The sequence below is a fragment of the Pigmentiphaga soli genome (assembly GCF_039541095.1).
Classification (GTDB): domain Bacteria; phylum Pseudomonadota; class Gammaproteobacteria; order Burkholderiales; family Burkholderiaceae_B; genus Pigmentiphaga; species Pigmentiphaga soli.
This window is the reverse complement of record NZ_BAABFO010000003.1, coordinates 224,611-243,094: the sequence shown is the minus strand read 5'-3', so window position 1 is coordinate 243,094 and position 18,484 is coordinate 224,611. Positions and strand designations below refer to the sequence as shown.

Genomic DNA, 18,484 nt, shown 5'->3' with positions numbered 1-18,484 from the left:
GAAACATGACATCCATATCGGAATCGCTCGCCCGCTTTGCCTTCGATCTGGCCGACGACGACGTGCCGCCAGCGGTACGCCGTCAGGCCGCGCATCTGCTGCTGGATGGCGCCGGCATCGCCTATGCGTCCACCACCTTCGATTTTGCGAGGCAGACGCTGGCGGCGCTGTCCTCCTTCGAAGGGGGAGACAGCCCGGTCATCGGCATGCCGCGCCGCCTGGCATTGCGCGACGCGGTACTGCTAAATGGCGTGCTGGTCCACGGCCTGGACTTCGATGACACGCACCTGACCAGCGTCGTGCACGTCACGTCCAGTTGTCTTCCGACAGCGCTGGGCGCGGCCGTGGCTGCCGGCCGTTCCGGTCGGGAAATGCTCACCGCCTACATTCTCGGCATCGAAGCCGCCGCGCGCCTGGGCAACGTGGCACGTGGAGAATTGAACCAGATCGGATTCCATCCGACCGGGGTCATCGCGGCCTTTGCCTGCGCGCTGATCGCGGGCAAGCTCGAAGGGCTCGACTACGAGCGACTCGTGATGGCACAGGGCATCGTGCTGAGCATGGCGGCCGGCACGCGCGAATACAGTTCGGATGGATCGTCTAGCAAGCGCCTCCATCCGGGTTGGGCTGGCGTGTGCGGAATCACGGCGGCACGGTTGGCCAAGCAGGGTTTTACCGGGCCGCGCACCGCCTACGAAGGCCAGTTCGGCCTTTATGCCACGCATCTGGGCAAAGACTTGTCGCGCTGGGATCTGGGCGCCGCCTCGCGCGACTTGGGTTCACAGTGGGAAACCGCCCAGGTGGCCATCAAGCCGCTGCCGGCCTGCCAGCTGAGCATCGCATGCATCGACGCCGCGATCGCGCTGCATCGGCAACGCCGGTTCGACATTGCCGACATCGAAAGCGTCGAGGCGCTGGTGCCCGAGCATGCCGTCAAGATCGTGTGCGAACCCATCGCGCGGCGGCGTAGGCCGAACAGCCGGTACGCCGCCCAGTTCAGCCTTCCGTTCGACGTGGCCTGCGGCCTGATCCACGGGCGGTTCGGCCTGGCCGAACTGGAACGTCATGCCGATCCGCAAATCCTGGCGCTGGCCGACAAGGTGACCTATCGGGTGGACCCCGACACCAACTACCCGAAGCACTTTTCCGGCGAGATCATCGTGACGCTGCGCGACGGCAGGCGGATCGCCCATCGCGAATCAATCAACCGCGGGGCGGCGGACAACCCGATCTCCGACGAGGACATCGTATCGAAGTTCCTGGCCAACGCCGCCGTGGCGAACGTGCCGACCGCCGACCGCATACAACGCGCGCTGCTGGACATCGACGCCCTGGAAGACGCCCGGGCCCTCGGCGACCTGCTATCCCAGTGCCCGGCCTGACGTCCGAGCCACGCGCGGCAACAGAATAGGAGATGACAATCATGAATATCGCGACCCTCGGCCGCATCCTGGCGGCCGCCTCGTTCACGGCGGCCGCCCACGCCGCACCCGCCGGCGACGACTTTCCCAACAGGCCCATCCGTCTGGTGGTGGGCTTCAGCCCGGGCGGGGGGGCCGATGTCAGCGCGCGCATCATCGCCGCAAAGGCCTCCGAGATTCTGGGGGTGTCGGTCGTGGTCGAGAACCGTCCCGGCGCGGGCGCGAACATCGCCGCCGAAACCGTCGCAAAGGCCCAGCCGGATGGCTATACGCTGCTGCACACCACCACGGCGCACGCCATCTCGCGCAGCCTGTACAAGAACCTGAACTACAACTACCTCAAGGATTTCGCGCCGATCGCGCCCTTGGGCTCGGCCGGCTTCGTGCTGGCGGTGCATCCCTCGCTGGGCGTGCATACGATCGGGGAATTCATCGCCTACGCGAAGGCGCATCCCGACCTGAACTACGGCTCGTCGGGCAAGGGCGGGCCCAGCCATCTCGCGACCGAACTGTTCATGAGCATGACCGGGGTCCAGCTGCAGCACATTCCCTACCGCGGGGTCAATCCCGCGATGGTGGACCTGCTCGCCGGGCGCGTGCAGGCTTGCTTCGTGACCCTGCCGACGGCGCTGCCGCTGATGCGGAACAAGCAGATCGTCGGCCTCGGCTTGTCGAGCGCGCAGCGCAGCAATCTGGCGCCCGATCTGCCGACCATTGCCGAGAGCGGCGTGCCGGGCTACGCCGCCGAAACCTGGTACGGCGCGCTGGCTCCCGCCGGCACGCCGGAGCCGGTGCTGGACAAGCTGCATGCGGCATTCGCGCAGGCGCTGAAGGATCCTACCGTCGAAGCGAAGTTGCTGGAGCAGGGCTTCGACGTCCGCGGCAGCAGCCGGGCCGAGTTCGGCGCCTACATCAAGTCCGAGACGGAAAAGTGGACCAAGATCGTGAAGGCGGCCGGCATTACCGCCGATTCGGAGTGAGCTTGCAATGACGTCTTCCAACCCGGCCGATCGCAACGAGGACGCGGTTCGCCTGATCATCGGCTTTTCGCCGCGCAGCGCATCGGACACCATGGCCAGCGCCCTGGCGCCAGAACTGGAGAAGGCGCTGGATCGCCCGGTCGTGCTCGACCGGCATATGGGCGAGGACGGCGTGGTGGCCGCGCGCGCCTTGATGGACGCCCCGCCGGATGGCCGCCATCTGCTGATCGTCACGCTGGGCACGCACGCCTTGAATCCGGCCGTGGCGGCCGTCCCGCCTTACGATCCGGTCGCCGATTTCACGCCCGTGGCCCTGTTGATGCGAACCCCGCTCGTGCTGGGCGTCGCGCCGACCTTGCCCGTGTCGTCGGTGGCCGAGCTCGTGGCGCTGGGCCGCTCGCGGCGCCTGGCCTTCGGATGTTCGGCCGCCATAGGCGCGCCGCGCCTGGCGGCGGAATTGTTCGGGCGCGATGCGGGCCTGGATCTGCATGCCGCCGTCTATGCGCGCACCGAAGATCTCTATGCCGACCTGGCGGCCGGCCGCATCGATGCCAGCTTCAACAATCCGATGACGATGCTGCCGTTGTTCCGCGAGGGGCGGGCGCGCGGGATCGCCACCACCGGCCCTGCGCGCCTTCCCGCGGCGCCTTCGCTGCCGACCATGGCGGAGTGCGGCTTCGCCGATTTCGCGGTGGAGAACTGGGTCGGGATCGTGGGGCCCAAGGGCCTTCCGCCCGCTCGGGCGCAAGCGCTGAGTGAAGCGATCCGCGCGGCGCTGGGCACGCCATCGATGGCCCGGACCTTCGGCCGGCTGGGCCTGGATGCGTCGTCGTCCGCCGGCGCCGCCGAGTTCGCCGCCTACCTGCGCGACCAGGTTGCCCGCTGGGCGCCCGTCGCGCCGGTCTTGAGGGCGGCCTAGCCGCGAAGCGCCGGGGGAGCCGGATGGCGCCGGACCGGCGGCCGCCGGCGGGCAGCCATCGATGGAGGGGCCTGGTCATGCGCGCCGCTGGCGGCGTGGCGCCGCCATCGCCTTTTCCACCACTTCGCGCGTCACGTTCGGCGCCAGCGTTTCGATGAACGAATACGCATAGCGCCGCAGATGGTGCTTGCGGTTCAGCGCCAGGAAGGTGGTGCTGGCCGGGAAGATATGGTCGACCGCGATCGCCCGCAGGCCGGTGTCGCGCTCCGGATCGAACACGATGTTCGGCAGCACCGATACGCCCAGGCCGTGCTCGACGTAGGCCTTGACGATATCGGCGTTCGCGGCGCGCAGGATCGATGGCCCCGGCGGCGGCAGCTGGGCCAGCAGCCGCGTGATGGCCTCGGCCGTCTGCGAAGGCTCGTATAGCACCACGGGGTACCTGATGATGTCGCGGAACGCGATCTTGCGCTTGGCCAGCAGCGGATGGTCCGCGCATACGAGCAACAGGCGCCGGTAGCTCTGGAACGGAATGTAGGCCAGGTCCATGTCGGAGTCGTGGGCCTGGCTGAGGATGCCGATGTCGGCGGCGCTGGCGATCAGCGCATCGCGGATGGCCCGCCCGCTTTCCGGGCGGATGCTGATGTGTACGTCGGGATAGTGTTCCCGGAACCGGCGCAGCACCGCCGGCAGCCGGAAGCGGGCCTGGGTATGGCTGGCGGCGATGACCAGCGTTCCGCTCTTTTCCTGCAGATGTTCGCTGCCGATGGCCTTGATCTCGTTGAGTTCGACCAGGATGCGCTGGGCGCGTTCGATCACCCGCTGCCCGTCGGGGGTGATGGCCGTCAGCCTGCGCCGCTGGCGCTGGAAGATCGTCAGGTTCAGCTCTTCTTCCAGCAGCCGCAGCTGGGTGCTGATGTTGGGTTGCGAGGTATGGAGCACCTCCGCCACCTTGGAAATCTTCAGCGCATGTCGCGACAGTTCGCAGATGTAGCGCAGCTGCTGGATGTTCATTGCCCGTCCATATAATTTTTATGGATAAGAATTCATAAATGAATATTATCTCTTGACCGGGCTTCCTGATAGCGTGTCGGCCTTCGGTGCAATTGCCCCGGCCCTTCCCGGCCGGGCATAACGAAGGGAGACTCCTCATGCGATTCATCCAGCGGTCCGCGGCGATCTTGCTGCTATTGCTGGGCGGCGCCCACGCCGGCGCCCATGCCGAACCCTATCCGCAAGGGCCGGTAACCGTGGTGGTGCCGTTCACGGCGGGCGGCGGCAGCGACAACGTGGCACGCCTGATCAGCGACCGGCTGAGCGCCCGCCTGGGCCAGCCGTTCGTGGTCGACAACAAGCCCGGCGCCTCCACCAACCTGGGCAACGAACTGGTGGCCCGCGCCCGGCCGGACGGGCGCACGCTGCTGCTCGGGCAGGTCACGCTGTCCATCAATCCCACCCTTATGCCCGGATTGAAGTACGACGTCATGCGCGACTACGTGGGAGTCGCCCACATCGGCGACGCGCCGGTCGTGCTGGTGACTTCGACCGACTTCCCGGCCAGGGACCTGCCGTCGCTGGTGCGCTACGTGCGGGAGCATCCCGGCAAGACGAACTTCGCGTCGGGCGGCGTAGGTACCTCGGTGCACCTGGCCGGCGAACTGTTCAAGGCGCGGGCCGGCGTCGATATGCTGCACATCCCGTACCGCGGCAGCACGCAGATGGTGACCGACCTGATCGGCGGCCAGATCCACATGATCTTCAATACGGCGCCTTCGGTGGTGCAGTTCGTGAAGGCGGGCAAACTGCGCGCCATCGCCGTTTCGGGCGCCAGGCGCCTGGACGAGCTGCCCGACGTGCCGACGTTCGCCGAGGCGGGCATGCCCGATTTCGACGCGCCATCGTGGTACGGCTTGATGGCGCCGGCCGGCACTGCGCCCGAGGTGGTGGAGCGCCTGAACGCTACCGTGGAAGACATTCTGCGCGAACCGGCCGTGCGGGCGGCGTTGACCCGGATCGGCGTCGAGCCGGTGGGCGGCGGCGTCCCCGCCTTCGCCGCCTTCCTGCGGGCGCAACAGAAAATGTGGGGCGATGTCATCCGCACCGCCCATGTCAAAATCGATAACTAGGACGAGCGGCATGCCTGTCGATCTACTCGCCGGCAGCCCGCCGGTACCGACATTGACCCCTCGCGCCCTGGCGGCGCGGCTGCGGGAGCCGGGCGAACTGGCCTTGCTCGACGTGGGCGAAGAGGGCCAGTTCGGGCTGGGCCACCTGCTGCGGGCGGTCAATGTTCCCTACAGCCTGCTCGAACTGCAGACGCCCGTGCTGGTTCCCCGGCGCGGCTGCCCGGTGGTGCTGGTCGACCACGGAGGCGGCATCGCCGCACTGGCGGCGCGCCGGCTACGGGCGCGCGGCTATGCCGACGTCGCCGTGCTGGAAGGGGGGACCGAGGCGTGGGCGCACGCCGGCTACGAGCTGTTCCAGGGCGTATACGTGCCCAGCAAGGCGTTCGGCGAGTGGGTCGAGCATGCGTTCGGCACGCCCAGCATCACGGCGCCGGAACTGCAGCGGCTGCTGCAGGACAAAGCCGACGTCTGCGTGCTGGATCCGCGCACCGTGGCCGAGCATGCGGCGCGCCACGTGCCGGGCGCGATCAGTTGCCCCAGCGCCGAGCTGGCCTATCGCTTCGAGGATCTCGTGCCGTCGCCGGCCACGCTGGTGGTGGTGGCCTGCGGCGGCCGCACCCGCGGCATCGTCGGCGCGCAGTCGCTGATCAGTGCCGGCGTTCCCAATCGGGTCGTGGCGCTGGCCGACGGCAATCACGGCTGGCAACTGGCCGGCTTCAGCCTGGAGGAGGGCTTGCAGCGAGGCTACGCGCAGGCCACGCCGCAGGCCAGGCAGGCCGCCGCCGACCGCGCGCAGCGCATGATCGGCGCCTGCGGCCTGCCGATGGCCGATCTGAACACGGTGCGCCGCTGGCTGGCCGACGAAACGCGAACCACCTTCGTGCTCGACGTGCGGACGGCGGAAGAGTTCTGCGCGGGCCATGTGCCCGGCGCCCGCCATGCGCCCGGCGGCCAATTGCTGCAAGCCACCGACAAATGGCTGGGCACCCTGGGCGCCCGCGTGGTCCTGGCGGATTCCAACGGCGTGCGGGCGGCGGTGACCGGCCGGTGGCTGCGCTGCATGGGGTGGGAAGTCCACGTGCTGGTGCATGGCGACATTGCCGGCGATGCGGCCGACACGGCGAGGCAGGCGCTGGACCGTACGCGCGGCGCGAACGCCGACGAGGCTGCGCGAGTCGTTGCCGAACTGGCGGCATGGGAGCCGCCGGTTGCCCAGATCGAACCCGACGAGGCGGCGCGCGCCATCGCCGCCGGGGCGGCGGCCGTGTCCTTCGACCGCAGCGCCGACTATCTGGCAGGCCATCCGCCCGGCGCACTGTGGGCCAACCGTGCCCGGCTCGACGAACCGGTCCGGCTGCTGCGCGCCGGACGCGAACTGGTGCTGTTTTCCGAAGACGGCAGGGCGGCGGACCTGGCTGCCATCGACCTGCGGGAAGCCGCGCCGCGGCCCGACGAACAGGTCAAGGTGGTGCGGGGCGGCCTGAAGGCCTGGCGGCAGGCAGGCTACGAAGTGCAGGCCGCGCGGCCTGATTGCCTGCCGGCGTCGGAGCGGATCGACGTCCTGTACTGGATGCACGATCGCCGCGCCGGCAACAAGGATGCCATGCGCGGCTATCTGGACTGGGAAAGAGGCCTGCTGGCGCAGATGGCGCGCGATGGCTTCGCCTTCGCCGCGCCGCAGGACGCCGGCAGCAACTAGGAGAAAGGGGATATGGCGGGATTCATCGATGTGCAGGCGCACGATGGAGGCGCTTTCCAGGGCTGGCTGGCCGAGCCCGAGGGCTGGCGGGAAGGCGGGCATGGCGCCGTCGTGCTGCTGGCGGAAGCGTACAACGTCAACCATTGGGCCCGGGCGGTCGCCCAGCGCTATGCCGACGAGGGCTATGTCGTATTGGCGCCGGATCTGTACTGGCGGCAGGCGCCCGCTACCTATCTGGATTACAGCGCCGCCGCGCAGCAGGTCTGCCGGGCCATGTATGCCAGGATGGATTTCGACCTGGCGGTGCGCGACGCGCAGTCGTGCATGCGAAGCCTGCGGCAGCACCCGGCCTGCAACGGCCGGGTCGGGCTGCTGGGTTTCTGCCTGGGCGGCAAGATCGCGTTCCTGACGGCGGCGCGCGCCGATCCCGACGCCGCCGTGGGCTACTACAGCATCGATCTCGGCGCCCACTTCGACGAGGTGGCCGCCATACGGTGCCCGGCTGCCTTCCATTTCGGCGCGCTCGACCGGCGGGTGCCGGTCGCCGACGCGGACGCGATCCGCGCCCGCACGCTGCCGGGGCAGGATGTACAGGTCTGCGTGTACGACCGGGCCGGCCACGGCTTCGGCCGTTTCGGGCAGCCCACCTTCGAAGCGGACTCGGCACGGCTGGCCCATGCCCATACTTTGCAACTGTTCCGGCGCGCCCTGGCACGCCGCCCCGCGGAGACACAATCATGACCAAGGTAAGAAACCAACGGCGTGCGGCCGTGGAACCCCTCATGGCCGATATCGCGGCGATCGCGGCCGAAGGCCCGATCGACCGCGAGCGGCTGGCGCGCATCAGCCAGCGCCTCCAGCGGCTGACCGGCCTGCAGGCACTGTTTCCCGTCTCGGAGTTTCCGCCGCCGGCGCCCGGCTCGGGCAAGACTTCATGCCGCTACTTGTTGTACCAGGATCCGCGCACGGGCGTGACGCTCTACCTGAACACCATCGTGGCCGGCAAGACGACCAAGCCGCACAATCACGGTACCTGGGCGGTGATCGTCGCGATCGAGGGCGAAGAACTGAACCGGATCTACCGTCGCACCGACGACGGCAGCGATCCGGGCCATGCCGTGCTGGAACTCGAACGGGAGTACACCGTGAAGCCCGGCGCGCCGATCGAATTCATGCCGGACGACATTCACAGTATCCACGTGGACCAGGGGCCGGCCGTGCGGCACCTGCACCTGTACGGCCAGCCGCTGGAAAGCCTGACCGGCCGGCTGGGGTTCGACCTGGAGACCGGCGAGGTGGCCAACTACAACAAGAACTACATGCGGCCCACCGTGGGATCCGACCTAGGCTGAGGTGGACGGCGCGCACTACGGCAACAGGGCCGTGGGCGCCGGCGCCGTTTCCGGCCCGAACACGCTGCGGCCGCCGTAGCGGTGCGAGTCCTGCCGCTCCTGCGCGATGAAGGCGTCGAGCGAAGGGCCCCGCGCGTCGCGCTCCAGCTGCCGCGCCTGCCGGTCCAGCCGCCGGATGGCATCGAGCCTTTCGTCGTTGCCGAGCCTGGCCTGCGACACGGCCGTCTTCAGCACGGCGATGGTGCGGTCGTAGACCTCGCACGGGACAGGGTAGGGGTGCCTGTCCTTGCCGCCGTGCGCGAGCGAGAAGCGCGCCGGATCGGTGAAGCGGCACGGCGCGCCGTGCACCACCTCGGCCACCAGCGCCAGCGAGCGTACCGTGCGCGCGCCCACGCCGGGCACCATCAGCAGCTCGGAGAAGTCGGCAGGGCCGCGTTCTGCGGCCGCCGCCAGCGCGCCGTGCAGGCGGCGCGCCACCACGTCCTTGGGCCGCACGTCGTGGTGGGCGGGCATGACGAGATGGGGCAGCAGCGATAGCTGTTGCGGTCCGGCAGCCGGTTCGCATGCGGCCGGCGCCGCGCGCGTCGGGCGGTTCGCGTGCGCCGCGCCGTCGTCCGGCAGGCCGGCATCGGCCGGCCGTGGCGTGTCGCCCGCGGAGCCGAGCAGGCCCAGCGCGGCCGCTTCGCAGGCGATGAAATCCGGTCCGCGGTCCAGCAGCAGTTCCACCTGCCGGCGGCGCGACGCGGCGGCCCGGCGGTCGGTCAGGTTGACGATGCGGCCCTGGTTGACGCCATCGATCGCCGCGTGCGGCGCCTCGACGAAACTCTTCAGGTCTTCCGACAGCCAGTGGTAGCGGCGCGCATAGCGGGTATCGCCGTTCATGCCCTGCTGCACGACCGTCCACTTGCCGTCGTCGGCCACGATGAAGCCGTGCAGGTAGAGATCGAAGCCATCCTGCACGGCGGCGCTGTCCACCTTGGCCACCAGCCGGCTGGCATCGGCCAGCGCATCGCCGTCGACGCCGGTGCGCGCGCCGATGTCGAGCAGTTCCTGCGGCGTCTTGCGCGACTGCTTGCCGCGCCCGCCGCACACGTGCACGCCCAGTTCGCCCGACAGCGGCGCCAGCCCGCGCTTGAGCGCGCCGATCACGCTGGTGGTGATGCCGGACGAATGCCAGTCCATGCCCATGACGGCGCCGAAGGACTGGAACCAGAACGGGTGGGCCAGCCGGCGCAGGAACTCGTCGCGGCCGTAGTGGTGGATGATGGCCTGCGCGATGACGGCACCCAGCCGCGACATGCGCTGGCTCAGCCAGGCGGGGACGCGGCCGTGGTGGAGGGGGAGGTCGGCGCTGCCTGCGCGTCGCATTGGAAGCTTCGTAAAAGAGGAGGGGTGCCGGACGATTGTAGCGAACCGGGAACGGCGGCCGCGGCGGCATCGTTTGCCGAATGCCATGACCGCCTATAGAATGAAAATGGTTCTCAACACCATTTGCCATCCGCCGAATCCATGCCACCGGGAAGCGCCGCGCCGGCCGTCGACTCCGCTGCTCCACAGCGGTTGGGCGAGCTGTACGCCGATCACCACAGCTGGCTGCAGGCCTGGCTGCGCCGCCGCCTGGGCGACGCCTTCACGGCCGCCGACCTGGCGCACGACACCTTCCTGCGCGTGCTCAGCAAGGAGGCGCCGCCGGCCATCCGCGAGCCGCGCGCGCTGCTGGTCACCATCGCCGGCGGACTGGTCATCAATTACCACCGCCGCCGGCGCATCGAACTGGCCTACCTGGAGGCGCTGGCGCTGCTGCCCGAGCCTTCGGCGCCGTCGCCCGAGGCGCGCGCGCTGATGATCGAAACGCTGGTCGAGATCGACCGCCTGCTCGACGGCCTGCCGCGGCTCGTACGCCAGGCCTTCCTGCTGTCGCAGCTCGATGGACTGCGCCAGGGCGAGATCGCGGCCCGGCTGGGCGTGTCGGTGCCCACCGTCAAGCGCTACATCGCCCGCGCGCTGGAACAATGCTGCTTCGCCGACGGCGGAGCGGGCTGACGGCGGCGCGCAGGCCATGCCGACAGCGTTCGCCAGCGACGCTCCGATTCCGCCCGAGGTGAGACGGGCGGCCGCGCAGTGGCTGGTCGAATTGCAGGCCGACTCGGCCGGCGACGCCACGCGCCGCCGCTGGCGCGAATGGCTCGACGCCCACCCCGACCATCGCCGCGCCTGGCAGCGCATCGAGGCGCTGGGCAGCCGGCTGCAAGGGCTGCCGTCGCCGCTGGCCCATGCCGCGCTGGCGCCGGCCGCATCGGCCCGCCGCCGCCGTGCGGTCAAGACGCTGGCCGTGCTGCTGTGCGCCGGCGGCACCGCGTGGCTGGCCGAGGAACGCACGCCGTGGCGCCGCTGGACGGCCGACCGGCGCACCGGCACCGGCGAGCGCGCCAGCCTCGCGCTGGCCGACGGCACGCGTGTCGAGCTGGCCCCCGATACCGCCGTCGACGTCCTGTTCACCGGCGCCGAACGCGTGCTGCGGCTGGTGGCCGGCGAAATCCTCGTCGCCACCGCGCACGAGGCGGGGCGGCCTTTCGTGGTGCAGACGGCGCAGGGCCGCATCCGCGCGCTGGGCACCCGCTTCAACGTGCGGCAACTCGATGGGCTGGCGGCCGGCGAAAGCCGGGTCGCCGTCTACGAAGGAGCGGTGGAACTGCGCCCGCACGGCGGCGGCGAGCGCGTCCTGCACGCGGGCGAGCAGGCCCGCTTCACGCGCGCGGCCATCGGCCCGGCCACGGCGGCCGACGAGGCCGCCAGCGCATGGGTGCAGGGCATGATCGTCGCGCAAGACATGCCGCTGGCCGATTTTCTGGCCGAACTGGGCCGCTACCGGCCGGGCATCCTGGACTGCGATCCCGCCGTCGGCGCGCTGCCGGTGACGGGCACCTATCCGCTGGCCGACACCGACAGGGTGCTGGACATGCTGCGGGCCACGTTGCCGGTGGAGCTTCGCATGCGTACCCGCTACTGGGTCACGCTGTCGCAGCGGTTGTAGCCGCTGCGTGGCGCGGCCGCCGGTGCCCGGCCGCGAGAGCGCCCCGGCGCAGCAGCGGGCAGAGCGCTCTTTTCCTGTGCCGCACTGATCCGTTTTTCCTTCTCGCGGGGCAATGAAGGTAGGAAGCCACCTTCATCCGCATCGAGGAAACGCATCATGGGTCGAACGGACCAGCCATCGTCACCGTCCCGCCTGCGCCCCGCGCGCCGCGCCGCCGCCGTGTTCGCCGCATGGACTGCGGCGGTTCCGGCCGCCCACGCGCAACAGGCCGAGGCGGCCCGCGCCTACACCATCCCGCCCGGCCCGCTGACCGAAGCCCTCAACCGTTTCGGGCGCGAGGCCGGCATCATGTTGTCGTTCTCCACCGACCTGACCGGCGGACTGGCCAGCCCCGGGCTGGGCGGCCGCTTCACCGTGCCGCAGGCGCTGGAGCGGCTGCTGTCGGGCACGGGGCTCGCGGCCGAGCGCCAGGCCAACGGCGGCTACACGCTGCGCCGCGTGCCCGAGCTGTCGGCGCCGCGCACGCTGGCGCCGGTGCGGGTAACGGCCAGCGCCGAGCCGCCGGCCGACGCCTTGCCGGCCCCCTATGCCGGCGGCCAGGTGGCGCGCGGCGGCCGCGCCGGCCTGCTCGGCAACCGCGATTTCATGGATTCGCCGTTCAGCATGACGAGCTATACGGCCGAGGTCATCCAGGACCAGCAGGCGCGCAGCGTGGGCGACGTGGTGAAGAACGACCCCTCGGTGCGCACCATCTGGCCCGACGGCAGCTACATCAGCCAGTTCACCATCCGCGGCTTTCCCACGCAGACGCAGGACATGGCGGTCAACGGCCTGTACGGCATCGTGCCGCCGCAGATGACCGGCGGCCTGGAGTTCTTCGAGCGGGTGGAAATCCTGAAGGGCCCGGGCGCGCTGCTCGGCGGCATGGCGCCGACCGGCGGCATCGGCGGCAGCATCAACCTCGTCACCAAGCGCGCCACCGACACGCCCATCACCCGCGTCACCGCCAGCTACTACTCCGACGCGCAGTTCGGCGGCCACCTGGACCTCGGCCGGCGCTTCGGCGAGGACAAGCGCTGGGGCATCCGCGTCAACGGCGCCTACCGCGACGGCCGCACCGGCGTCGACCAGCAGTCGCAGCAGGCGGGCGCGGCCGCCATCGGCATCGACTACCGCGGCGACCGCGTGCGGCTGTCGGCCGACTTCGGCTACCACCACATGCGCACCGACGTGCCGACCCGCATCGTCTACACCGACAACGCCAACTTCCAGATCCCGGCGGCGCCCAAGAACACGCTCAACCTCGGCCAGGACTGGTACTTCGCGAAATCCGACGACCGCTTCGGCATGGTACGCGGCGAGTTCGACCTCGCGCCCGACTGGACGGCCTACGCCGCGGCGGGCGCGCGCAGCAACGATTTCCTCGGCCTCTACAACTTCATCTACCTGCAGAACGCGCAGGGCGATTTCCGCGCCAACCAGTACTACCAGCCCACGTATTCCGACACGCGCACGGGGCAGGCGGGGCTGCGCGGCCGGTTCGCCACCGGCGCCGTGCGGCACGAACTGAACCTGGCGGTGGACGCGCTGCATACCGAATCCGGCGTGCTGGCGCCGGTGGTGGCGACCTATACCTCGAACCTGTACCGGCCGGCCCCGGTGGCGCAGCCCGATCTGTCGGCCTACGGCAGCTCGGCGCCGAAGACCAGCGTATCCGACCTCACCAGCGTGGCGCTGGCGGATACCGCGTCGTTCCTGGACGACCGCGTGCAGCTCACGGTGGGCGTCAGAAAGCAGAACGTGAAGGCGCAGAACTTCGCGGCCGCCACCGGCGCGCGCTCGGGCCCCGGCTACAACGAAGACCGGCTCAGCCCCGGCGCCGGGCTGGTACTGCGTCCGTGGCGCGACACCTCCTTCTATGCCAACTACATCGAAGGCCTGAGCCAGGGGCCGACCGCGCCGGCCGGCAGCGCCAACCAGGGCTTCATGTTCGCGCCGATCCGCTCCAAGCAGTACGAAGTGGGCGCCAAGCACGACTTCGGCCGCTTCGCCGCCACCCTCGCGGCGTTCCAGATCAGCCAGCCCAGCGGCGCCACCGATCCGGCCACCCAGCTGTTCGGCGTCGACGGCGAACAGCGCAACCGCGGCATCGAACTCAACGTGTTCGGCGAGCCGCTGCACGGCGTGCGGCTGCTGGGCGGCGCCGCCTTGATGGATGGCGTGCTGACCAAAACGGCCGGCGGCACGTACGACGGCAACAAGGCCATCGGCGTGCCCGCCACCCAGCTGAACCTGGCCGGAGAATGGGACGCCGCCTTCCTGCCCGGGCTGACGTTGACCGGGCGCGTGATCTACACCTCGTCCCAGTACTACAACGTGGCGAATTCGCAAAGCATTCCGTCGTGGACGCGCGTCGACCTGGGGCTGCGCTACCGCACCCGGATGGCAGGGCGCGCGGCCGTGCTGCGCGCCGGGGTCGAGAACGTGTTCGACCGCGACTACTGGGCGGCGGCGTCGAGCTCCTTCGGCCTGGCGCGCGGCGCGCCGCGCACCTTCCTGGTATCGATGACGCTCGACTTCTGATGGGCGCCGCCGCACCGGTTCGCGGCCGCCCGGTTTCCACGACCGCGCTGCGGCGCTGGCGCGCGCTGCACACCTGGAGCAGCCTGTGGTGCACCGCGCTGCTGCTGATCCTGTGCGCGACCGGGCTGCCGCTGATCTTCGCCGACGAGATCGAGGCGCTGCAGGCGGACGGCCCGCCGCGCACGGCGCGCGCCGCCGGCGAGCCGCTTGCCGATATCGACGGCATGGTGGCCGCGGCCCGCGCCCGCCATCCGGGCGAGGCGGTGCGCTTCGTTTTCATCGACGACGACGAGGCCGCGGTGAAGGTAGTGATGGCGCCGGCCGATGTGCCCGACCGCAGCCGCGACCACGAGGCCGTGTTCGACGCCCGTTCGGCCGCGCTGCTGGCCGACGAACCGCCCGCCGGCCGGCAGCCCATGACCTTCATGGCCGCGGCCCGGCGCCTGCACACCGATCTGTTCGCCGGCCAGCGCGGCCAATGGGTGCTGGCGGCCACGGGCCTGGCCTTCCTCATGTCGCTGGCCTCGGGCGTGGCCCTCTACGGCCCGTTCACCCGTGGCCTGGGCTTCGGCACGGTGCGGCGCCGTTCGCCCCGCACGAGATGGCTCGACCTGCACAACCTGGTGGGTATCTGCGTGCTTGCATGGATGACCCTGATCGGCGCCACCGGCATCCTCAACGCGATTTCGCTGCCATTGTCGGCATGGTGGCGCGCGGGCGAGATGAGTGTGCTGTTGGGCGGCACGCGCGGCCGGCCGGTCGAGGCCGCGCCCGCTTCGGCCGATGCCGCCTACCGTGCCGTCGGCCGCGCGCTGCCCGACCGCAACGTGACCAGCATCATCTTTCCCAGCGCGTCGTTCTCCAACCCGCGCCACTACCTGATCTGGTCCAACGGCAATTCGCCGCTCACCTCGCGCCTGTTCACCGCCGCGCTGGTCGACGCCCGCAGCGGCGAACTGGCCGCCGTGGCGCAGATGCCGGCCTATCTGCGGCTGGCGCAGTTGTCGCGGCCGCTGCACTTCGGCGATTTCGGCGGCATGCCGCTCAAGCTGGTCTGGGCCGCGCTCGACACCGCGACCATCGCGGTGCTGGCCAGCGGGCTGTACCTGTGGGCCGCGCGGCGGCGCGCCGCGCGCACGCGACTCAGCCGCGCAGCTTGATCAGCGGCAGGCCTGCCTCGGGGTCGAATTCCCGTTTCAGATAGGCGGGCGAGTCGGTCAGCAGCACTTCCAGGGTGGGCCGCACGATGGCCTCCAGCAGGTGCCCGCCGCGCGTGCCGCCGTCGCGCCGGCCCAGCACGGCGTGCGCGTGCAGCTTGGCGCGGCCGTCCTGCAGGGCGATGTCGCCCACCAGCGACAGCACCTCGGCCTGCTCGTCGAGTTCGATGCGCTCGTATTCCTTGGACTGCCAGTCGAAGTAGCCGAGCGTGGCCCGGCGAAAGGCGCCGATCGCGGTGAAGCGGGCCGCGGTGATGGCGTTCTCGCGGGCGAAGGTTTCCAGCGACGACACGGCTTCGTCGCCGGTTTCGAGGATGACGGCGAAGGTACGTTCGGCATCGTCGTTGAGGAGCTTGGTTCGCATGGACGTTTCCTTGTGGTTCGGCGCGGTCGAAGCGGGGCCAGCAAGTCGGATGCCCGCGCGGGCAGAGAAAACACTTGCGTGCCTGTTCTTTAAGATATATCGTAAGATATATTTTATGAAATAAGGATGCATCATGTTCTTCTTCCATCCCACCCGCGCGCACGCCCACGCCATGGGACGACGCGGCGGCTTCAAGCACTGGGGGCAGCACGGCGGCTTCTGGGGGTTCAGCGAGGGTGGCATGCCGGGCGGCCGGCGGCTCTCGGCGTCCGATCTGCAGCTGTTGCTGCTGGCGCTGCTGGAACAACGCCCGGCGCACGGCTACGAATTGATCCGCGACATCGAGCAGCGCTCTGGCGGTTTCTACACGCCCAGCCCGGGCGTGATCTACCCGGCCCTGACCTATCTGGACGAGATCGGCCATGCCAGCATCGAACCGGCCGGCAACCGCAAGCTCTACAGCATCACCGACGCCGGCCGCCAGCACCTGGAAGCCAACCGCGGCAGCGCCGATGCCATACTGGACGCGTTGCAACGCATCGGCGGGCGGATGGAGCAAGTGCGCGAAGCCTTCGCCGGCATGGACGACGCCGGCGAAGCGCCCGACGTGCACGGCGCGCGCAAGGCGCTCAAGCAGGCCCTGGCAGCCAAGCGCCACTGCGCGCCCGAAGAAGCGCGGCGCATCGCCGCCATCCTGAAACGCGCCGCGGAGGACATCCTTGGCCAATGAACCAAGCGCGGCCTCGCCTGGCGCGCATCCGCTGCTCGTACCAAGCATTGCCGCGTCGCAGTTCACGGTGCCCTTCATGGTGTCGGCGGTGGCCGTGGCCCTGCCGCCGATCGGCGCCGATCTCCACGCCGGGGCCAATACCCTGAGCCTGGTCGAGACACTCTATCTTGCCGGCAACGTCGCCGTGCTGCTGCCCGCGGGCCGGCTGGCGGATGCCGGCAGCAAGGCATCGCTCTACAAGTTCGGCCTGCTTGGCTTCGCGCTGCTCACTTTGCTTGTTTCGTTCTCGACATCGGTGCCGGTGTTGCTCTCGCTGCGCTTCATGCAGGGCGCCGCGGCGGCATTCGTCGCGGTCGCCGGCCCGGCGCTCATCGTGGGCGCGGTGGCGCCCGAACGGCGCGGCCGCGCGCTCGGCACCGTGGTCGGCGCTATCTACGCCGGGCTCACGCTTGGCCCGGTGTGTGCCGGCTTTCTTATCGATGCCTTCGGCTGGCGTGCGGTATTCGTCGCCGACGCGGCGGTGGTGCTGGCCGCGTATGGGCTCGCGCGAATCGTGTTGCCGCGAGGCTGGCGCGCACCCGGGGCGCGCGCCGTGCATTTGCCCAGCTGCGCGCTCGTGGTCGCGGCGACGCTGCTGCTCACGCTCGGTCCATCCAATCTGCGCACGCCGGCGCTCGGTTATGCGCTGATCGCCGCAGGGCTCGCGACCGCGTTCGTGTTCGTGCTGCTCCAGCGGCGGCTCGCGCAGCCGCTGCTCGACGTCGGCCTGCTTGCCTCGAATGCTCAGCTGCGCCGCGCGCTGCTCGTGCAGTGGCTGCTCTACTGCAACGCGTTCTCCTCCAGTTTCATGCTGGCGATTTACATGCAGGTCACGCTCGGCAACGCCGCCAAGGTGTCGGGCCAGGTGCTCGCGCTCGGCTCCGTGCTCATGGCGGCCGTTGCGCCTTTCGCCGGGGCGCTTGCCGATCGTTATCCGCCGCGAGCGGTGGCGGCCTGCGGTGTCGGCGTGGTGCTCGTCTCGGCGCTCCTGGCGATTTCGTTCGACGCCGACTCCTCGCTCGTCGCGGTCGGCGTGATGCTTGCGGTGCAGGGTCTCGGCTTCGCGCTCTTCTCGTCCCCCAACATGACGATGATCATGGGCAGCGTGCCCCGCGACCGCGCGAGCACGGCTTCGTCCTTCGCCGCCAAGGCGCGCATGCTCGGCATGTTGAGCGGCATGATCATTACGGCGATTGCGATCTCGCTCGGGATCGGCAGCGCGCCGGTCAGCGCCGATCCGCTCGCCTTCCTGCCCGTCATGACGGCGGTTTTCGTCGCGCTTGCCCTATTGAGCCTGGCGGCGCTGGCGATCAGCCTGTCGGCGCGCCGGGCCTAGCCTTCCGGGATGCATCCCGTGCGCCAGGGCCCACGCGCTAGTGCCCGATGCGCAGCGCGTTCAGGAAACGCGACACCATGTTGTAGGACGCGATGGTGGCGGTCAGGTCGAGCAACTGCTGTCCCTGGTAGTGCGCGGCCACCCGTTCGAAGATGTCGTCCGGCACTTCGATGTCGCGGGTCATGGTGTCCGCGTAGGCCAGCGCGGCCGCTTCCGCGGGAGAGAAGCGGGGATCGGCGGCCGGGTCCGGCGCGCGCATCGCTTCGATGATCTCCGGCGCGGCGCCGGCCGCGGCGGCGTGCGGTACGTGCGCGTCGAATTCGTACCGGGCATGGTTGAGCACGGCCACGCGCAGGATCAGCAATTCGCGCAGCTTGGGCGACAGGCTGTTGTGGTTGCGGATGGCCGACATCATCTGCTCCCAGCCCGATGCGACGGGCGGGCTGTTGAGCAGCACCTGGTAAAGCAGCGAGATGCGGCCGCGGGCGGCCTGGATCTGGCTTTCGAGCTGCGCGAGTTCGGGGCGGGTGCCGGGGACGACGGGTTCGATTCGCATATGGAGGGACTCCGGTGAGGTAGTGGGTCGGCCAGGATTGTCCTGGATTGTGCACCAGCGCCGGCCCTCCGGAGCGCGGGGTTTGCCCGATGACGGCCGTGATCGGAAGCTGCGGCGGTGCAATAACG

General features: G+C 69.9%; 17 protein-coding genes. 13 read left to right on the top strand and 4 right to left on the bottom strand.

The annotated features are described in order from the left end of the window. The first annotated feature begins 5 nt into the window (after window positions 1-5). The 3 genes from ABD927_RS04785 to ABD927_RS04775 are packed head-to-tail and all read left to right on the top strand — an operon-like array spanning window position 6 to window position 3,320. Window positions 6-1,382: an MmgE/PrpD family protein gene (locus ABD927_RS04785; protein ID WP_345246863.1), complete on the top strand. Its 1,377-nt coding sequence runs from the start codon at window positions 6-8 to the stop codon at window positions 1,380-1,382. A 41-nt stretch (window positions 1,383-1,423) separates the two neighbouring features. Beyond that, on the top strand, window positions 1,424-2,401 hold the full coding sequence (locus ABD927_RS04780; protein ID WP_345246861.1) for a tripartite tricarboxylate transporter substrate binding protein: 978 nt from the start codon (window positions 1,424-1,426) through the stop codon (window positions 2,399-2,401). Between the two features lie 7 nt (window positions 2,402-2,408). Then, window positions 2,409-3,320, top strand: coding sequence for a Bug family tripartite tricarboxylate transporter substrate binding protein (locus ABD927_RS04775; protein ID WP_345246859.1), 912 nt, complete (start codon window positions 2,409-2,411; stop codon window positions 3,318-3,320). A 75-nt stretch (window positions 3,321-3,395) separates the two neighbouring features. On the opposite strand, the gene ABD927_RS04770 is transcribed toward ABD927_RS04775, so the two are convergent. Continuing rightward, window positions 3,396-4,334 (bottom strand): LysR substrate-binding domain-containing protein, encoded by a 939-nt coding sequence (locus ABD927_RS04770; protein ID WP_345246857.1) that lies wholly within the window; start codon window positions 4,332-4,334, stop codon window positions 3,396-3,398. Window positions 4,335-4,471: 137 nt separating this feature from the next. Between ABD927_RS04770 and ABD927_RS04765 the strand changes: the two genes are divergently transcribed. Genes ABD927_RS04765 through ABD927_RS04750 form a run of 4 tightly spaced genes read left to right on the top strand, consistent with a single transcriptional unit; the run spans window position 4,472 to window position 8,497 of the window. Next, complete coding sequence (locus ABD927_RS04765) at window positions 4,472-5,446, top strand: tripartite tricarboxylate transporter substrate binding protein (protein WP_345246855.1); 975 nt, start codon at window positions 4,472-4,474, stop codon at window positions 5,444-5,446. A gap of 10 nt (window positions 5,447-5,456) precedes the next feature. Further along, on the top strand, window positions 5,457-7,145 hold the full coding sequence (locus ABD927_RS04760; RefSeq protein ID WP_345246853.1) for a rhodanese-like domain-containing protein: 1,689 nt from the start codon (window positions 5,457-5,459) through the stop codon (window positions 7,143-7,145). Window positions 7,146-7,157: 12 nt separating this feature from the next. Beyond that, window positions 7,158-7,886, top strand: coding sequence for a dienelactone hydrolase family protein (locus ABD927_RS04755; protein ID WP_345246851.1), 729 nt, complete (start codon window positions 7,158-7,160; stop codon window positions 7,884-7,886). Between the two features lie 41 nt (window positions 7,887-7,927). After that, entirely contained in the window at window positions 7,928-8,497 is a 570-nt protein-coding gene (locus tag ABD927_RS04750) for a cysteine dioxygenase family protein (RefSeq protein ID WP_345246850.1), read from the top strand. 15 nt (window positions 8,498-8,512) lie between these two features. On the opposite strand, the gene ABD927_RS04745 is transcribed toward ABD927_RS04750, so the two are convergent. Further along, window positions 8,513-9,865 (bottom strand): DUF763 domain-containing protein, encoded by a 1,353-nt coding sequence (locus ABD927_RS04745; protein ID WP_345246848.1) that lies wholly within the window; start codon window positions 9,863-9,865, stop codon window positions 8,513-8,515. 141 nt (window positions 9,866-10,006) lie between these two features. Here ABD927_RS04745 and ABD927_RS04740 point away from each other — a divergent pair, with 141 nt between their 5' ends. From ABD927_RS04740 to ABD927_RS04725, 4 genes are all read left to right on the top strand, one after another. After that, a complete protein-coding gene (locus tag ABD927_RS04740; RefSeq protein WP_345246846.1) occupies window positions 10,007-10,540 on the top strand; it encodes a sigma-70 family RNA polymerase sigma factor in 534 nt (177 codons plus the stop codon). Between the two features lie 16 nt (window positions 10,541-10,556). Next, entirely contained in the window at window positions 10,557-11,531 is a 975-nt protein-coding gene (locus ABD927_RS04735; RefSeq protein ID WP_345246844.1) for a FecR domain-containing protein, read from the top strand. Between the two features lie 156 nt (window positions 11,532-11,687). After that, a complete protein-coding gene (locus ABD927_RS04730) occupies window positions 11,688-14,114 on the top strand; it encodes a TonB-dependent siderophore receptor (RefSeq protein WP_345246842.1) in 2,427 nt (808 codons plus the stop codon). Continuing rightward, window positions 14,114-15,274 carry a PepSY-associated TM helix domain-containing protein gene (locus tag ABD927_RS04725; RefSeq protein ID WP_345246840.1) on the top strand — a complete coding sequence of 387 codons (1,161 nt, stop codon included), beginning with the start codon at window positions 14,114-14,116 and terminating at the stop codon, window positions 15,272-15,274. Before ABD927_RS04730 ends, ABD927_RS04725 begins: the two co-directional genes overlap by 1 nt. Here ABD927_RS04725 and ABD927_RS04720 read toward each other — a convergent pair. Next, on the bottom strand, window positions 15,258-15,695 hold the full coding sequence (locus ABD927_RS04720; RefSeq protein WP_345246838.1) for a PPC domain-containing DNA-binding protein: 438 nt from the start codon (window positions 15,693-15,695) through the stop codon (window positions 15,258-15,260). The genes ABD927_RS04725 and ABD927_RS04720 overlap by 17 nt on opposite strands. A gap of 133 nt (window positions 15,696-15,828) precedes the next feature. Here ABD927_RS04720 and ABD927_RS04715 point away from each other — a divergent pair, with 133 nt between their 5' ends. Both ABD927_RS04715 and ABD927_RS04710 read left to right on the top strand, forming a co-directional pair. After that, window positions 15,829-16,425: a PadR family transcriptional regulator gene (locus ABD927_RS04715; RefSeq protein WP_345246836.1), complete on the top strand. Its 597-nt coding sequence runs from the start codon at window positions 15,829-15,831 to the stop codon at window positions 16,423-16,425. Then, window positions 16,415-17,800 (top strand): MFS transporter, encoded by a 1,386-nt coding sequence (locus ABD927_RS04710; protein ID WP_345246834.1) that lies wholly within the window; start codon window positions 16,415-16,417, stop codon window positions 17,798-17,800. The genes ABD927_RS04715 and ABD927_RS04710 overlap by 11 nt, the downstream gene beginning before the upstream one ends. 37 nt (window positions 17,801-17,837) lie before the next feature. On the opposite strand, the gene ABD927_RS04705 is transcribed toward ABD927_RS04710, so the two are convergent. Further along, window positions 17,838-18,356 (bottom strand): carboxymuconolactone decarboxylase family protein, encoded by a 519-nt coding sequence (locus ABD927_RS04705; RefSeq protein ID WP_345246832.1) that lies wholly within the window; start codon window positions 18,354-18,356, stop codon window positions 17,838-17,840. Between the last annotated feature and the right edge of the window lie 128 nt (window positions 18,357-18,484).

What these genes read in the sequence shown, in the direction of transcription:
- ABD927_RS04745 (WP_345246848.1), bottom strand. Translation starts at nt 9,865, where the DNA reads ATGCGACGCGCAGGCAGCGCCGACCTCCCCCTCCACCACGGCCGCGTC.
- ABD927_RS04725 (WP_345246840.1), top strand. Translation starts at nt 14,114, where the DNA reads ATGGGCGCCGCCGCACCGGTTCGCGGCCGCCCGGTTTCCACGACCGCG.
- ABD927_RS04780 (WP_345246861.1), top strand. Translation starts at nt 1,424, where the DNA reads ATGAATATCGCGACCCTCGGCCGCATCCTGGCGGCCGCCTCGTTCACG.
- ABD927_RS04720 (WP_345246838.1), bottom strand. Translation starts at nt 15,695, where the DNA reads ATGCGAACCAAGCTCCTCAACGACGATGCCGAACGTACCTTCGCCGTC.
- ABD927_RS04770 (WP_345246857.1), bottom strand. Translation starts at nt 4,334, where the DNA reads ATGAACATCCAGCAGCTGCGCTACATCTGCGAACTGTCGCGACATGCG.
- ABD927_RS04735 (WP_345246844.1), top strand. Translation starts at nt 10,557, where the DNA reads ATGCCGACAGCGTTCGCCAGCGACGCTCCGATTCCGCCCGAGGTGAGA.
- ABD927_RS04765 (WP_345246855.1), top strand. Translation starts at nt 4,472, where the DNA reads ATGCGATTCATCCAGCGGTCCGCGGCGATCTTGCTGCTATTGCTGGGC.
- ABD927_RS04730 (WP_345246842.1), top strand. Translation starts at nt 11,688, where the DNA reads ATGGGTCGAACGGACCAGCCATCGTCACCGTCCCGCCTGCGCCCCGCG.
- ABD927_RS04785 (WP_345246863.1), top strand. Translation starts at nt 6, where the DNA reads ATGACATCCATATCGGAATCGCTCGCCCGCTTTGCCTTCGATCTGGCC.
- ABD927_RS04775 (WP_345246859.1), top strand. Translation starts at nt 2,409, where the DNA reads ATGACGTCTTCCAACCCGGCCGATCGCAACGAGGACGCGGTTCGCCTG.
- ABD927_RS04750 (WP_345246850.1), top strand. Translation starts at nt 7,928, where the DNA reads ATGGCCGATATCGCGGCGATCGCGGCCGAAGGCCCGATCGACCGCGAG.
- ABD927_RS04760 (WP_345246853.1), top strand. Translation starts at nt 5,457, where the DNA reads ATGCCTGTCGATCTACTCGCCGGCAGCCCGCCGGTACCGACATTGACC.
- ABD927_RS04740 (WP_345246846.1), top strand. Translation starts at nt 10,007, where the DNA reads ATGCCACCGGGAAGCGCCGCGCCGGCCGTCGACTCCGCTGCTCCACAG.
- ABD927_RS04715 (WP_345246836.1), top strand. Translation starts at nt 15,829, where the DNA reads ATGTTCTTCTTCCATCCCACCCGCGCGCACGCCCACGCCATGGGACGA.
- ABD927_RS04755 (WP_345246851.1), top strand. Translation starts at nt 7,158, where the DNA reads ATGGCGGGATTCATCGATGTGCAGGCGCACGATGGAGGCGCTTTCCAG.
- ABD927_RS04705 (WP_345246832.1), bottom strand. Translation starts at nt 18,356, where the DNA reads ATGCGAATCGAACCCGTCGTCCCCGGCACCCGCCCCGAACTCGCGCAG.